Consider the following 15,012-nt stretch of genomic DNA (forward strand, 5'->3'; position numbering starts at 1 on the left):
TGACCGTTAAGGAGATGCATAGATGAAATCACGCGCTGCTGTAGCACTCGAAGCGGGCAAACCGCTGGAATTAGTTGAAATCGATGTGGAAGGTCCGAAAGCGGGTGAGGTGTTGGTGAAGATGGCTGCGACGAGCGTATGCCATACCGATGCTTATACCCTCTCGGGCGCTGACCCTGAAGGTAATTTCCCAGCGGTATTGGGCCACGAAGGCGCTGGCGTGGTACAGGAAGTTGGCGAGGGAGTGACCAGCGTTAAGCCAGGTGACCATGTTATTCCGCTATACACCGCCGAGTGCGGCAAATGCAAATTCTGCCTATCCGGTAAAACAAATCTATGCGGTAGCGTGCGCGCTACGCAAGGTAAAGGTGTGATGCCTGATGGCACCTCGCGCTTTTCACTAGATGGCAAAATGCTGCATCACTACATGGGCACGTCGACTTTCAGCGAGTACACCGTGTTGCCGGAGGTATCGCTTGCGGTGGTCTCCAAAGAAGCGCCGATGGATAAAATCTGCCTCTTGGGCTGCGGCGTTACAACTGGTATTGGTGCGGTACTGAATACGGCAAAAGTAGAGCCAGGCTCCACTATCGCCGTTTTTGGGTTGGGCGCGATTGGTTTGGCGGTCATCCAAGGCGGGGTAATGGCAAAAGCTTCAAAGATTATTGCCATCGACGTGAACCCCGATAAATTTGAATTAGCCAAGCAGTTTGGCGCTACAGACTTCGTCAATCCAAAAGACTATAGCGACCCGATTCAGCAGGTCATCGTCGATATGACCGACGGTGGTGTTGATTACTCCTTTGAGTGTATCGGCAATGTTAACGTGATGCGTTCGGCTCTAGAGTGCTGTCATAAAGGCTGGGGAGAGTCGATTGTTATTGGCGTCGCGGGGGCGGGCGAAGAGATCTCAACGCGCCCATTCCAACTGGTCACCGGGCGTGTTTGGAAAGGCTCTGCGTTTGGCGGTGTAAAAGGACGCAGTGAGTTACCGGGTTACGTCGAGCGCTATATGAATGGTGAGTTGAATATCGACGACTTTATTACCCACGACATGCCATTCGAGCAAATTAATGAAGCCTTTGATTTGCTTCATGCAGGTAAGAGCATTCGTACCGTGTTGCATTACTGAGTATCATTGGTAATAGGGTAAATGAGCGCGGTAGGGGAAACCCGCCGCGTTTTCATCTTTTGAAGGAGCCTGCCCATGAGCATGAGTGAAACCTTAGAACTAGTGTCTGCCAATCGCAGTTTTGGTGGCTGGCACAAGCGCTACCGCCACTACTCCCGGGCGCTGGATTGCGACATGGTGTTCGCGGTTTATCTGCCTCCTCAAGCAGAGAGCGAGCGCGTACCGCTACTTTGGTGGTTATCAGGTCTAACCTGTAATGATGAAAACTTTATGCAGAAAGCGGGGGCGCACCGTATTGCTGCGGAACTAGGAGTGGCGATTGTTTGCCCCGATACCAGCCCACGCGGCACTGAGCTACCCGGTGAGCATGAAAGTTATGATCTAGGGTCAGGCGCTGGTTTTTATGTGAATGCTACCCAAGCTCCCTGGAAATCGAATTACCGCATGTATGACTACGTGATTGAAGAGCTGCCTTCGGTCGTGCGTCAGCATTTCCCTGTTAATGGGCGTGAGTCGATCAGTGGTCACTCCATGGGCGGCCACGGCGCGCTAATCATGGCATTGCGTCACCCCGGTCGGTTCCGTTCGGTTTCTGCGTTTGCGCCTATTGTTAACCCCATGAACTGTCCTTGGGGGCAAAATGCGTTTACCAGCTATTTGGGTGACGACCAGTCGCGTTGGCGCCAGTATGATGCTTGTGAGCTGGTTGCGAATGGCGCTTCCCGACAGCGGTTATTTATCGATCAAGGTGAGGCCGACCAGTTCCTGGATGAGCAACTGATGCCAGAGCGTTTGGAAGCGGTGTGTGAAGAGCATGATCACCCACTGACATTGCGCCGCCAGCCAGGTTACGACCATAGCTACTTCTTTATCGCCTCGTTCATTGAGGAGCATTTGCGCTATCATGCAGAACACCTCATGAAGCGCTAAGGATATCGAAATGCTTAATCGCGCGTTGCGCCGTTTTCTTGGTTTGATATGGCGTCTTGCTTGGCGTGGCGCGCTGGCTTTTGTTGTCTTCTCAACTGCACTGGTTTTACTCTTCCGGTTTGTGCCACCTCCTGGCTCAATGGTCATGGTAGAGCGCAAAATACAAAGCTGGATAAACAGCGAGCCTATTGATATTCAACGCCAATGGAGAAGCTGGGAACACCTATCCAGCAATGCCAAGTTGGCGGTGATAGCGGCTGAAGACCAGCGCTTTCCTCAGCATAGTGGGTTTGATTTAGTTGAGTTGAAGCGCGCCCTGAAGGCTAGTCTCGATGGTGAGCGGTTGCGAGGGGCCAGCACGCTCAGTCAGCAAACCGCCAAAAATGTTTTTTTATGGAGCGACCGTAGCTGGGCCCGAAAGGGGCTAGAAGTATGGTTTACACTGCTGATTGAAACGCTGTGGAGCAAACAGCGCATACTGGAAGTGTATTTAAACGTCGCTGAGTGGGATACCGGAGTATTTGGGCTAGAAGCCGCGGCAGGGCACTATTTTGGTGCTTCTGGCAGTGCCTTGACCGAACGGCAAGCAAGCCTGCTCGCGGCGATTCTTCCGAGTCCGCGTACCCGCAGCGCATCACGCCCGGATGCCCAGGTAGAGCGCCGCAGCCAGTGGATTCTTCAGCAAATGCGTAATCTAGGTGGTGTCAGGTACTTGGAGCGCTTGTAGTGCTTTAAGTCTCTTTTGTGAGGCTAGGTTTGCGTACCACCATGACCACCCCCGCAATGGCAATGACCATACCTGCCAGTCCGAGCAGGGGTAAGCGTTCGTCGAACAGCCACCATGCTTGTAGCGCAGTCACCGGTGGCACCAGATAAAACAGACTGGCAACGCGGGATGCTTCGCCCTTTTTAATCAGCATCATTAATAGCAGGATGGCGGCGATAGACAGAATAAGCACTAGCCAGCCAAGAGTGAGCAAGAACGTTATGCTCCATTCGACCTGGCGGGTTTCAAACAGCAGTGCTCCCATGCCTAGCAGCATGCCTGCCGCTATATATTGAATAACCGCCCCGGAAAGCAGTGGCATGCTGGTGCAGTAGCGTTTTTGATAAAGTGTCCCCAGTGAAATCCCCACTAGCGCGGCCATTACGCTAACCAGTGCGCCTAGGCCAAATCCAGCAAAAAGTGAGGTGCCGAACTCTAGCTTGCTGCCCAATACTAGACAGATACCCACTAGGCCAAGCAGCAGCCCCAGCCACTGGCGGGAGGTTAAGCGCTCTCCCAGAAGGGGGCCCGCACAGGCTGCTGTTAGTAGTGGCTGTAGGCCCACCAATAGCGCTGCCAGTCCAGCAGGCATGCCTAAGTAGATACCGTAAAAAACCCCACCTAAATACGTGCCGTGTACCAAAAGTCCTGAAACGCCTATATGCAGCCACAGTGCTGGCGATGAAGGCCATGCAATGCGCATTAGCCACGTCAGTGGCACAAGCAGCATAAGAGTGAGCACGAAACGAACAAACAAAAAGGTAAAAGGTTCTGCGTAGGGCAGACCAAATTTTGCGCCAATGAACCCCGTGCTCCAGAGCAAAACAAATAATCCTGGCATGGCGGCAAGGCCTAAAGAAGCCATGTTTACATTTTTTAAACTATTGATAGTGTTGAACATAGTTCCTCGGCGTGGGTCCTTTTTGCTTGGTTCCGTGTTACTTAAATGTTTTTCCTGTTACTAACTTTTACATAAAAAGTTGAACCTGTGCTTGAACAACGCGTCACAGCTGCACATTCATAACGCGTCAATGAGGTTTCTTACTATGCAACGTATGACTGCTCTGTTCTCTGCTGCTCTTCTTGCTACTGGTCTGCTGGCTGGCACCGCACATGCACAGCAAGCCGAAGAATCCGCTCAGGATACGATGGCTACCCAGCAAGCGCCTGTTCAGGATTTCTCTGATGAGCAGCTACAGCAGTTCGCCGATGCTTCTCAAGAAATCGCCGTGATCTCGCAAGAGTACACACAGCGTCTGCAGGAAGCAGAAGATGAAAACGCCCAACAGGAAGTTCGCGCTGAAGCCAACGACCGCATGATCGAGGTTGTTGAAGATAGCGGTCTAGATGTTGATACCTTTAATGCCATTGGCCAGTCAATCCAGCAAGATCCTGAAATGATGCAGCGTGTTCAGGAAATGGCCAACCAGTCATAATCAGCCAGTCATAATTAGTTCCAGTAAGTAACATAGAGGATAGTGACAGATTTTTCTTAACCTGCGAAGCATTCTGTCCGCCTACTGAAAGTCTGTTACTGCACAAAGCCCAGCGTATTTCGCTGGGTTTTTTGCGTTTGTTAACGCTCAATTGTGATCGAAGGGTTTACGCTACAGGCTATCCAAGACAAACTTCATCTATTGATGATGCTGCCGCGCCAAGTGCAGGAGATCGCATGGATGTTGAACTGTTAGAAATACGTCAGCATATGGGGCAGTTCCCCCCGTTTGATGGCTTATCGGATGTATTGCTAGACGCCATAGCTGAGCAAGTAGAAGTGCGCTATTTCAAAACCGGTAGCGACATTTTAGAGCTCAACGATACGCTTGATAAGCTGTGTTTTATCCGTAGCGGTGCAGTGGAAGTCTATCGTCGTCAGGGCGAGTTATATAACCGCTTGGGCGAGGGGGATATTTTTGGCCACTTTAGCCTGCTTCGAAACTATAAAGTACGTTTTCCTGCCAAAGCGATTGAAGATACGCTGATTTACTTTATTCCCAACGCTGTCTTTCAGCGGCTTTGCGAAGAAGACGATGATTTTGCTGACTTTGTTGAGCTAGAGCGTCCTCGTTTAGAAACTGCCGCAGAGCAGCAGAAAAAATCTAACGACATGATGGTCACGCGGATACGCAAATTGGTAACGCGTTATCCTGTCATGGTTGAATCCACTACTACCGTCCAGCAAGCTGCCAAACAGGTGAGTGAGGCACAGGCGTCGGCCGTATTGGTCATTAATGAAGGCGGTAATAACCCTCGCTACAGCTTTCAGGATAGCGAAGGCAAAACTTGGCAAATGTGTGGCATTTTGACGGATAGTGACTTTCGTACCCGCGTGGTAGCTGAGGGGCTATCTGCGCAAACGGTTATTGGAGAAGTGGTTTCCGAACGGCTAATTACTATCCAGTCGGATGCGTCGGTTTACGAAGCCATGCTGACGATGCTGCGCAACAACGTTCACCACTTACCGGTACTTTACCGCCAGCGTCCGGTTGGGGTTGTCCACCTCTCCGATATTATTCGTTACGAGACGCAAAGTGGGCTGTACTTAGTAAGCAATATTTTCAATCAGTCCAGCGCACAGGGGTTGGCAAAACTTGCTCCAGATGTACGCGCAGCCTTTGTAAGAATGGTGCAAGAAGGGGCTAATTCACAAATGGTGGGGAGTGCCCTGTCGACCATTGGGCGTAGTTTTACGCGGCGACTGCTAGAGCTTGCCGAAGAAGCGCTGGGGCCACCGCCGGTGCCTTACTGCTTTATGGTGAATGGCTCTATGGCACGCAATGAGCAAAGTATCGTCACCGACCAGGATAATGCACTGATCTTGTCAGACGATTTCAATCCCGACGAGCATGACGACTACTTCCACGCATTAGCGGCCTTTGTCAGCGATGGCTTAGATGCCTGCGGTTATACCTACTGCAAAGGCGATGTGATGGCGACTAATCGCCAGTGGCGCCAGCCGTTGCATGTTTGGAAGCGTTATTTCCTAGATTGGATGGCAAATCCAACCCCTGAGAGGCTCCTGCATAGTTCGATCTTTTTCGATCTAGACAGCATTTACGGCGAGGACCATTTTGTTGAAGCGCTTCAGGATTTGATTGCCCAAACGGCACCGCAATCGCCGCTATTTTTGGCAGCCATGGCCCGTAACGCATTGAATCGAACGCCGCCGCTTGGGTTTTTCCGCACCTTTGTGATGGAAAAGGATGGCAAGCATAACAACTCCATCAACCTAAAACGGCGTGGTACTGCCCCTATGGTTGACCTTATTCGGGTGCATGCGTTGGCCTGTGGATCTAAAGCGCAAAACTCGTTCCAACGCTTAAATGACATTAGCAATACCCAGCTACTGGCGACGGGGGTAAGCGATAAGCTTAGTTACGCATTTGAGTTTTTGTGTATGTCACGGATTCGCCATCAAGTGATAGACCTGCAGGAAGACCGTTTCCCCGATAACAATATCGAGCCGGAGAATGTTGAGGATAGCGAGCGCCATACGCTTAAAGATGCTTTCCAGGCACTCAACAACGCACAAAAATTTTTGAAATTCCGCTATCCTGTACCCACTCAGCGGCAGGGGCGATAACATGCATGGAATCCGGCCCCGCCAAAAAGTAGTCCAAGCTAACTGGATAGGCTATATGGCTGAGCGTGCCGAAAAGGCTCATGATGGCTCGCTTAGGGAATTTTTTGCCACGCCGCTACCCAGCCCGGACACACCTATCGCGCAAGTGCCGATGGCGGCGCTAGATATGGAAACAACGGGGTTGGACGAGCGGCGCCATGCGATTATCAGCATTGGCGTGGTGCCTTTCACACTGGATCGCATTCCGCTTGCTCAACGTCGCTACTGGGTAGTGAAACCCTCCCGCCCCTTAGATGAGGCATCCATTGCTTACCATCACATCACTCATTCTGAAATCGCCACTGCTCCAGACTTTGATGCCGTGCTGGATGAGCTATTAGCAGTGCTGGCTGGGCGACTGGTGGTGGTGCATTTTCGCAACATCGAACGTCCGTTTCTCGATGCTGCCGTAAAAGCACGACGGGGAGAAGGGGTGATGTTTCCGATGATCGATACGATGTCACTTGAAGCGCGCATGCACCGACAAACGTTATGGGCACGGTTTCGCCGTTGGCTAGGGCGTCCGCCGGTTTCGATTCGTCTACATGCCAGTCGTGAACGCTATGGCTTGCCCGCCTATCAAGGGCACCACGCGCTGGTTGATGCGCTGGCGACAGCAGAGCTGTTGCAAGCACAGATCAGCTATCACTACACGCCGGAAACGCAGTTGAAAGATATTTGGGTTTGAGCAGCGCAACGTTACGTAACGCAAACGGGCAGCCCTTTGGCTGCCCGTTTGTGGTTTAGTGCAAGGATGATTCACATCATACCGCTTTAGGTTCGCTCATCAGACCTTTGATAATGGCATAACTTGCCACTAGCAAGATGATGGTGAACGGAAAGCCGGTAGAAACTGCCATGGTTTGCAGTGCAGTCAAACCACCGCCGAGCAGCAATGCAATGGCGATAGCCCCTTCGATAATCGCCCAGAACACGCGCTGAGGCTTCGGTGCATCTACCTTGCCGCCTGCGGTAATGGAGTCGATAACCAGCGAACCGGAGTCAGAAGAGGTCACAAAGAAAATGATGACCAGTAGAATCGCAATGAAGGAAGTAATTTGTGACAGCGGTAGCTGCTCAAGCATGATGAACAGTTGCAGATCTACACCTGCGTCGCGTACCGCTTCAATGCCTTGGCTAACGTACTGATCAATGGCGGTGCCGCCAAAGGTAGTCATCCATAGTACCGATACCACCGAGGGTACAATCAGTACCGAGACTAAGAATTCACGCACGGTACGGCCACGGGAAACGCGAGCGATAAACATACCGACGTAAGGAGACCAGGAGATCCACCAAGCCCAGTAGAAGGCAGTCCAGCCTTGGCTAAAGTTGGCATCTTCACGGCCAAACGGATTCGACAGAGCCGGCAGGTTAACGGCGTAGCTAATTAGGTTCTCAAAGAAACCTGTCGCAATGAGCAGGGTTGGGCCAACGGCAATAACGAAGAAAAGCAGCAGTGCCGCCATGGCAATGTTGATTTTTGAAAGCAGCTGAACGCCTTTATCGACACCGGCTGTAATCGACCCGATAGCGATAATCGTGATGCCGATGATGAGCAGAATCATCGTAATATCGCTTTCTGGTGCGCCAAACAGGTAGGTTAACCCTGCCGCCGCTTGTGTTGCCCCCAAACCAAGCGATGTCGCTAAGCCAAATAGTGTGGCAAAGACCGCCAGAATATCGATTAGATGCCCCGGCCAGCCCCAGACGCGCTCACCCAGGATTGGGTAGAATACCGAGCGCATAGACAGCGGTAGCCCTTTGTTAAACGAAAACAAGGCAAGTGACAGTGCTACTACTGCGTAAATCGCCCAGGGATGAAGGCCCCAGTGAAAGATAGTCGCTGCCATACCCAGTGCAGCTGCGCCTTCGGCATCGCCCTCAGCGCCCGCTAACGGTGCCCAGCTACCCCCATCAAAGGACGTACCAAAGTGAGTCAATGGCTCGTTCACGCCAAAGAACATCAGGCCGATACCCATGCCCGCAGCAAACAGCATTGAAAACCAGCCCACATAGGTAAAGTCGGGCTTTGCATCAGCGCCGCCGATGCGGATTTTGCCGAGTGGCGAAATAATTAGCCCCAGACACAAAATAACGAAAATATTGGCGGCAAGGATAAAGAACCACGCCAAATTACCGGTCAAGAAACTAAAAATAGCGTCATACACCGGTGCAATAGTGTCTTGTAGGGCCAGGGTTAAAACGACAAACAGTAAAACCACAATCGATGAAATGGTGAATACCTTGCCATGTAGATCAAGGTTCACACCCATCGTGGTGGTGGTAATGTTGTCTTGACCGATAACGTAATCGGTATCTATTAGGTTCGCTGGGCCATCAGGGGCGGGTATGCCGTCTGATACCGGCTCGGCTGGGGAGTGTTTCGAGTCAGGATTATCCACTTTAGCCTCTCCATGTTAAACAAAAACGGCTATGCATTCGAGGAGTACTATGTTTTGACATCAACATCGTTATGTCATCAACATCTCACTCCTAGCAGGCATTAGCTGGCGGGCGTACCATCCGTACAATAGCAAATGTTGCTTAAGCTTTATTCAACGGGCTACACACAGTCATAAAATTAGCTTTTGCCAAAGCGATATTCACGCTGACAACAGAGAGCCGCAGCCCTCTGTTGTCCCTATCGCCAGACTGGTGGCATTAACCATTAAGCCACTGCTCGACTACATCTTGATTATCTTCAACCCACTGCTTGGCATTTTCGTAGGGGTCGCTGCCATCTTCCTGGTTCATCAGCATAACCTCACCCATCTGCTCGGGCGTCCACTCGAAGGCATCAAGGATGGCGTAGGCTTCTGGCATGTCATCTTTTAGACCTTGGCGCACCACAGTGTGAATCTGCTCAGCACCGCCATAGACATTTTCCGGATCTTCGAGGTATTTCAGATCGAAGCGGGCAAACATCCAGTGTGGTGTCCAGCCAGTGACCACGACATCCTCTTCATTGTTAATCGCGCTTGAAAGTGCTGCGGTCATAGTGGCACCGCTACCGCTACGCAGACGCAGCCCAAGGTCATAGGTATCCACGACCTCTTCAGTAAGAGCCATCAGGCCCGCACCAGGGTCAATACCGATGATCTCGCCGTTAAAGCTGTCGGCGTTGTCGTTTAGGTCGGCAATAGAATCAGTCTCAGTATAAGCTGGTACGACCAGTCCCAGTTTGGTGCCATCCAAGTTCATACCGAGATCTTCAATATTGTCACCCACACGCTCCATGTAGTCAGCGTGAGTCGTGGGTAACCAAGCAGCGACGATAGCATCGGCGTCGCCAGTCGAAAGAGCCTGGAACATGGCGGCGGCAGAAAGCGACGTTAGCTCAACATCGAAGCCAGCCTGCTCTAATACAGCAGCCACTACGTTGGTAGAAGCTACTTCAGACGACCACTCAACATAGGCAAGGTTTACGGTGCCCTGGTCGTCGGCGTGGGCCAGACTTCCAGCGGCAACGCCAGTGCCTGCAATAAGGGCCAATGAGGCTAGGCGGATACGGTGATTCAACGTACGAGTTTTCATTCACTTGCTCCTTGGGAAATAGTCGTGGGCTTTATCAAATAGGGCGATAAAGCGCCACAACCGTAGTAAACAGATTCTCAAATGCATTTTTTTGGATTTGAATGCACGACCAGCATGCGTATGCAAAAAGAGTGAATCAAGAAGAGCCGTAATCGCAGTACCATTGCCGCTGCACGACTTTTTTAGTTTGATTCACTGTGAGCGGCGTGTTTTGCGCAATGATTGAGTCAAACGGTCAAGTAACATAGCCAGAATGACCACGGCGATACCTGCTTCAAAGCCATCGCCAGGACGTAGCCGCTGAATAGCACGCCACACTTCGCTACCCAGACCATCTGCACCAATCATGGCGGCGATAACCACCATCGAAAGTGCCAGCATAATGGTCTGATTGATACCCGCCATCACTGTTGGTAGTGAGAGCGGAAGCTGAACTTTAAAAAGTTTTTGGCTACGCGTCGCTCCATAGGCGTCGGCGGCCTCAATTAGCTCAACCGGTACCTGGCGGATACCTAACGTTGTGAAGCGAATTGCCGGCGGCATCGAGAAAATTACCGTTGCAAAAATGGCGGATACAGAGCCGATGCCGAAAAACGGAATGGCTGGTATCAGGTAAACAAAGGCAGGCATGGTCTGCATAAAATCTAGTATTGGCATGATTAATCGGTACAGCCGATTAGATAATGCCGCCGCAATACCGACGGGCAATGCGATAACCACTGCAACCAGGGTTGCGAAAACCACGAGGGTGAGCGTCTCAATCATCGGGTTCCAGAGACCCAGATTCCAAATCAAGGCCAGCCCGGCTAATGAGCCAATCGCTAAGCGAGCACCCGCGAGCTTCCAGCAGAGTAGGGTGATTAACCCGAGTAGCGCCCACTCAGGTAGCCACATCAAGCTGTCGTTTAAAACATCAATGCCGGTTTGAGTAAAGCGTGAAATTGCCCGGGTGACGGCTGAATATTCGCTGGTCAACCAGGTCAGGCCGTTTTCGATCCAATCGCCAAGGGGGATGCTTGGAATATCCATTACTGTTCTCCTGCCCGTGCTAATTCATCCAGTACTGCGCCCTTTACAACAACACCTAGCAACCGCTGTTGCTCGTCAATAACGGCGATAGGAAAGCTTTTATCGCTAAACATAGCGAACAGGTTTTGCAGGGGTTCTTCAGGGGGGACTTTGCGGAAGTCTTGGGTCAGGTGATCAGTAATAGTATCTGACTTGGCATCAATCGCCTTGCTCGCCGCCTCGGCCTCGAGCAGGCCTATTAGGCGTCGGTCACGATCAGTGACATAAATTGAGTCAATACTGTGGTCACGCATGCGATGCAGCGCCGTGCGCGGGCCGTCGCTGTCGCGGGCGGTAGAGCGCACGGGGCGCATGGCGCTCTCGGCGGTTAATACACGCGAACGATCAACACCTTCGATAAAGCGGCGCACATAGTCATCAGCAGGTTGGGTTAATATTTCTTCCGGGGTACCAATCTGTACGACTTCGCCATCTTTAAGCAGCACAATGCGATCACCAATATTGAGTGCTTCATCTAAATCATGGGTGATGAAGACAGTTGTTTTCTGCATTTTAGATTGCAGTTGCAACAGCTCCTGCTGCATATCCTTGCGGATTAAAGGATCCAGTGCTGAAAAGGCTTCATCCATTAATAGCACGGTAGAATCATTTGCCAAGGCGCGGGCTAGGCCGACACGCTGCTGCATACCGCCAGAAAGCTGATTCGGATAGGCCTCTTCCCAGCCATCTAGTCCCACTTGGGTTAGCGCGTTTTGAGCAATTTGCTGACGCTCAGCTTTATCGACACCGCGTATTTCGAGCCCGAACTCAGCGTTTTGGCGTACAGTGCGGTGTGGGAATAACGCAAAATTTTGAAAAACCATAGAAAAATGACGGCGACGACACTCTAACAGCGCCTTTTCGCTTAACGTGGGAATATTCTCGTCATCAATGATTATTTCGCCTTCAGTGGTATCAATCAGGCGGTTCAGGCAGCGGATTAACGTTGACTTGCCAGAACCCGAAAGTCCCATAATAACGAGAAGTTCGCCTTCATAGACATCGAATGAGATGTTTGAAAGACCTAATGTTTGACCGGTTTTTTCAAGAATTTCAGGGCGTTTTAAACCTTGGTCACGAAGCTCAAGGGCTTTTTTCGGCTGCTTGCCAAATACCTTGCTTAAGCCGCGAACCTGAATTTTTACAGGGCGTTTCTCGTCCATCAGCAATGCCTTTTGCGTGAATGAGCAGCCTTGTGTCGTTGCTCAGCTCGCTTTCCAGTACCCGATGGCTTTCCCTGCAAACAGCGACACAAAACGGTTCATAATTAGAATTTAAGCTTTTACTTGGTTATTTATTAATATTTATTATACATAAGTGAGCAGGGTGTGTCACAACGCCTCCTCCGCTAAGCGTCAAAAGGTGTCACATGTGTCATTTTTAACCCAAAGTAACAATTTGCCGGGCATGAAATTAATATACTGTTTTTTTATAAGAATTTGATTTTTAAAATAAAATTACATTTTTTTGATTTTTGGTATGAGCTATGCAGCAGGTTAAGTAGTAAATCGATATTTTGGCTAAAAGGGAGGTAAGCCTAATGGATAAACAAGTTACCAAACGCCCCCGCGTTCTTACATTGTGTATGTTAGCAGCCACCGTTAGCACTTTAGCCCTTGCAGGTTGTGGTAACGATGATGAGCCAGTGCCGCCTGCCGAACAGCCAGAAACGATGGAGCAAGATGCGACTTCTTCTATTGAACAGGCAACTGATGAAGGTAAAGCTACTGCGTCGGATCCTGTGATGGATGATGATCCTGCAGCATCAGACAGCTCAGCCATGGGCGATCCTGGGCTAAGCGATGATGCAACGGCATCACAAGAGCCTATGCCCGGTGAAGAGTCTATGTCCGGCGAAGAATCGATGCCTAGTGAAGGGGCTATGCCCGATGAAGAGGCTAGTAACCCAGTAGACCCTGAAGAAAATCCAGGATTTGGTGAAGGTACTGACCCGATGCCAGGTGCTGATGAGAATGACGACGAGATGAATAGCAGCCAGTAATCGTTAACGCTCCCTACGATGATAAGCCGACCCAGCTGTCTGTTCCCTGCGGCTGCTCCACACGGTTTATCATTCTTTTCCCCCGCGCCCGCGGGGGTTTTTTATGGCAGTGACTATATCGTCTGAAAGACTAAGTTTGAAAGGCTAAGCTGGAAAGCCATCTTTAGAAAGAGACTATCCAACTCAGTCTCTCCACCTCAGCCCTCCGAGCCGCCCTCGTCATTCCCGCAGGCCCTTAGCGGGAATCCATGTTGACCTGGGATTTCGGGCTGCTGCAGGCCAAGGTCGAGGTGGATTCCCGATAACCCCACTCGGGAATGACGGTGCGGGGACTCGGGAATGACGGTGCGTGGACTCGGGAATGATAGTGCGGGGACTCGGGAGTGGCGTGCGGTGCACGCTTTGCTATACGGAACTAGGTGGTAATGCCAGTCAGCCTTAACTGACTGGCATTACCCAGCGTGTGCCCATGTTTGGCATGTTGTGTATAGCCTGTCGGCATATACGCACAGCCGGTCTCTCTGGTGAGTAGCCAGCAAATTGCGTTAATTTATTCCTCGTTATCTTCCAAACGACGATAAAGTGTTCGGCGAGCTATACCCAGCACTTCAGCCGTGCGCCGTTTATTGCCGCCAGTGGCCTCTAACACTTTGCGTATATAGCGCTTTTCAACTTCTTCCAGGCTGGGCCAGCGGGTCGGGGCGGGGGCTGGAAGCTGGGTGCCAGGTAATACTTCACCGGTAAGTGTCGGCGTTATTGCCGAGCCGCTATGTTGGCTAGCCTGTTCGCGTAAGCGCTCTGGTAAATCCTGGTGCTGCAATATGCCTTCTTCGCTCAGTGTTACGGCTCGCATAATGGCATTTTCCAGCTCGCGTACGTTGCCGGGGTAGGTGTAGTTCAACAGACTATTGAGCGCTTCGGGCTCGATTTGTTCAATCTGCTTACTTTGCGCTTCGGCGTGTTTGTCGATTAACGCAAATACAAGGTGCTCTATATCGGTGCCACGCTCACGTAGTGGCGGAATGCGCAGTGAGAACGTCTCAAGGCGATAGAACAAGTCACTACGAAAGTTTTCTTGCTCGATCTCTTTTTCAAGATTGCGATGGGTTGCGGCAATGATACGGACATCTACCGGCTCCTCACGCTCGCCACCGACGGGGCGCACGGTCTTTTCTTGCAGCGCACGCAGCAATTTGGCTTGAAGATTGACCGGCATTTCACCAATCTCATCCAAAAACAGACTGCCACCTTGAGCGCTATGAAACAGACCGCGGCGTGCTTCGTTAGCCCCGGTAAATGCTCCTTTTACATGACCAAAAAACTCACTTTCCATTAGATCGGCAGGAATACTGGCGCAGTTAACGGGCACAAAGGGTGCTTCGTGGCGTTTGCTTTCTTGATGAATAGCGCGGGCCAGCAGCTCTTTACCGGTACCGCTTTCGCCCAGAATCAAAATAGGCGCATCGCTTTTAGCCAGCCGAGAGGCATCATGAAACAGCGACTGCATGGCTGAGCTTTTTCCGACAATACCGTGAAACTGGCTCAATTCAGTCTCGCGGGAGAGCGACAAGCGCTGGCGCTCTAGGACACGAAAAACTGCCTCGCGAATGGCATCTAAGTCCAATGGTTTCGTTAGGAAGTCATCGGCACCTAACTTTAGTGCCTCGACGGCTTGGTCAATGGTGCCAAAGGCCGTGATGACAATAATGCCCAGCTCGCTACCGCTTTGACGCAGCTGCTGAAGTAGCTGAATGCCGGTCATTCCTGGAAGACGTACATCCGTAATCATCATAGCCACAGCTGTATGGCTGAGCAGCGCCAAGGCGTCTTCAGCACTGGGAACGCCTAGGGTGTCATAGCCCGCGTCGTTGAGTTCTTCTTCTAATAACTCACGTATAGCGGCGTCATCTTCCACTACCAATAAAGGTAAAAGGTGTTCCTGATGGGTCACAAAC

General features: G+C 51.2%; 13 protein-coding genes. 7 read left to right on the forward strand and 6 right to left on the reverse strand.

Annotated features, from left to right (window positions below; translation table 11 throughout):
• The first annotated feature begins 22 nt into the window (after positions 1 to 22).
• The 3 genes from HVE01_RS00860 to mtgA all read left to right on the forward strand — a co-directional run bounded on the left by HVE01_RS00860 (position 23) and on the right by mtgA (position 2,789).
• Positions 23 to 1,132, forward strand: a complete 1,110-nt coding sequence (locus HVE01_RS00860; protein ID WP_125750819.1) for an S-(hydroxymethyl)glutathione dehydrogenase/class III alcohol dehydrogenase — start codon at positions 23 to 25, stop codon at positions 1,130 to 1,132.
• A 75-nt stretch (positions 1,133 to 1,207) separates the two neighbouring features.
• Positions 1,208 to 2,062 (forward strand): S-formylglutathione hydrolase, encoded by an 855-nt coding sequence (gene fghA, locus HVE01_RS00865; RefSeq protein WP_125750816.1) that lies wholly within the window; start codon positions 1,208 to 1,210, stop codon positions 2,060 to 2,062.
• A 10-nt stretch (positions 2,063 to 2,072) separates the two neighbouring features.
• Positions 2,073 to 2,789 (forward strand): monofunctional biosynthetic peptidoglycan transglycosylase, encoded by a 717-nt coding sequence (gene mtgA / locus HVE01_RS00870; protein ID WP_146941864.1) that lies wholly within the window; start codon positions 2,073 to 2,075, stop codon positions 2,787 to 2,789.
• Positions 2,790 to 2,793: 4 nt separating this feature from the next.
• Here the strand turns inward: mtgA and HVE01_RS00875 are convergent, their stop codons facing one another.
• Entirely contained in the window at positions 2,794 to 3,693 is a 900-nt protein-coding gene (locus HVE01_RS00875) for a DMT family transporter (protein ID WP_422822476.1), read from the reverse strand.
• 181 nt (positions 3,694 to 3,874) lie between these two features.
• Between HVE01_RS00875 and HVE01_RS00880 the strand changes: the two genes are divergently transcribed.
• From HVE01_RS00880 to HVE01_RS00890, 3 genes are all read left to right on the forward strand, one after another.
• Entirely contained in the window at positions 3,875 to 4,264 is a 390-nt protein-coding gene (locus tag HVE01_RS00880; protein WP_125750808.1) for a DUF4168 domain-containing protein, read from the forward strand.
• 236 nt (positions 4,265 to 4,500) lie between these two features.
• Entirely contained in the window at positions 4,501 to 6,411 is a 1,911-nt protein-coding gene (locus HVE01_RS00885) for a DUF294 nucleotidyltransferase-like domain-containing protein (protein WP_125750805.1), read from the forward strand.
• A 1-nt stretch (position 6,412) separates the two neighbouring features.
• Entirely contained in the window at positions 6,413 to 7,138 is a 726-nt protein-coding gene (locus HVE01_RS00890) for a 3'-5' exonuclease (protein ID WP_125750802.1), read from the forward strand.
• A gap of 76 nt (positions 7,139 to 7,214) precedes the next feature.
• Here the strand turns inward: HVE01_RS00890 and HVE01_RS00895 are convergent, their stop codons facing one another.
• From HVE01_RS00895 to HVE01_RS00910, 4 genes are all read right to left on the reverse strand, one after another.
• On the reverse strand, positions 7,215 to 8,855 hold the full coding sequence (locus tag HVE01_RS00895) for a BCCT family transporter (protein WP_146941868.1): 1,641 nt from the start codon (positions 8,853 to 8,855) through the stop codon (positions 7,215 to 7,217).
• A gap of 259 nt (positions 8,856 to 9,114) precedes the next feature.
• A complete protein-coding gene (locus HVE01_RS00900) occupies positions 9,115 to 9,987 on the reverse strand; it encodes a glycine betaine ABC transporter substrate-binding protein (protein ID WP_125750795.1) in 873 nt (290 codons plus the stop codon).
• A gap of 192 nt (positions 9,988 to 10,179) precedes the next feature.
• Positions 10,180 to 11,016 (reverse strand): ABC transporter permease, encoded by an 837-nt coding sequence (locus tag HVE01_RS00905; protein ID WP_146941869.1) that lies wholly within the window; start codon positions 11,014 to 11,016, stop codon positions 10,180 to 10,182.
• Positions 11,016 to 12,218: a quaternary amine ABC transporter ATP-binding protein gene (locus tag HVE01_RS00910; protein ID WP_125750789.1), complete on the reverse strand. Its 1,203-nt coding sequence runs from the start codon at positions 12,216 to 12,218 to the stop codon at positions 11,016 to 11,018. Before HVE01_RS00910 ends, HVE01_RS00905 begins: the two co-directional genes overlap by 1 nt.
• A gap of 377 nt (positions 12,219 to 12,595) precedes the next feature.
• Between HVE01_RS00910 and HVE01_RS00915 the strand changes: the two genes are divergently transcribed.
• The gene (locus HVE01_RS00915; RefSeq protein WP_146941871.1) at positions 12,596 to 13,057 is read left to right on the forward strand and encodes a prolipoprotein diacylglyceryl transferase; all 462 of its coding nucleotides are present in this window, start codon (positions 12,596 to 12,598) and stop codon (positions 13,055 to 13,057) included.
• Positions 13,058 to 13,607: 550 nt separating this feature from the next.
• Here the strand turns inward: HVE01_RS00915 and HVE01_RS00920 are convergent.
• Positions 13,608 to 15,008 (reverse strand): sigma-54-dependent transcriptional regulator, encoded by a 1,401-nt coding sequence (locus HVE01_RS00920; RefSeq protein WP_125750783.1) that lies wholly within the window; start codon positions 15,006 to 15,008, stop codon positions 13,608 to 13,610.
• Positions 15,009 to 15,012: the final 4 nt, after the last annotated feature.

The organism is Vreelandella venusta (genome assembly GCF_007989605.1).
In the GTDB taxonomy this organism is placed as follows: domain Bacteria; phylum Pseudomonadota; class Gammaproteobacteria; order Pseudomonadales; family Halomonadaceae; genus Vreelandella; species Vreelandella venusta.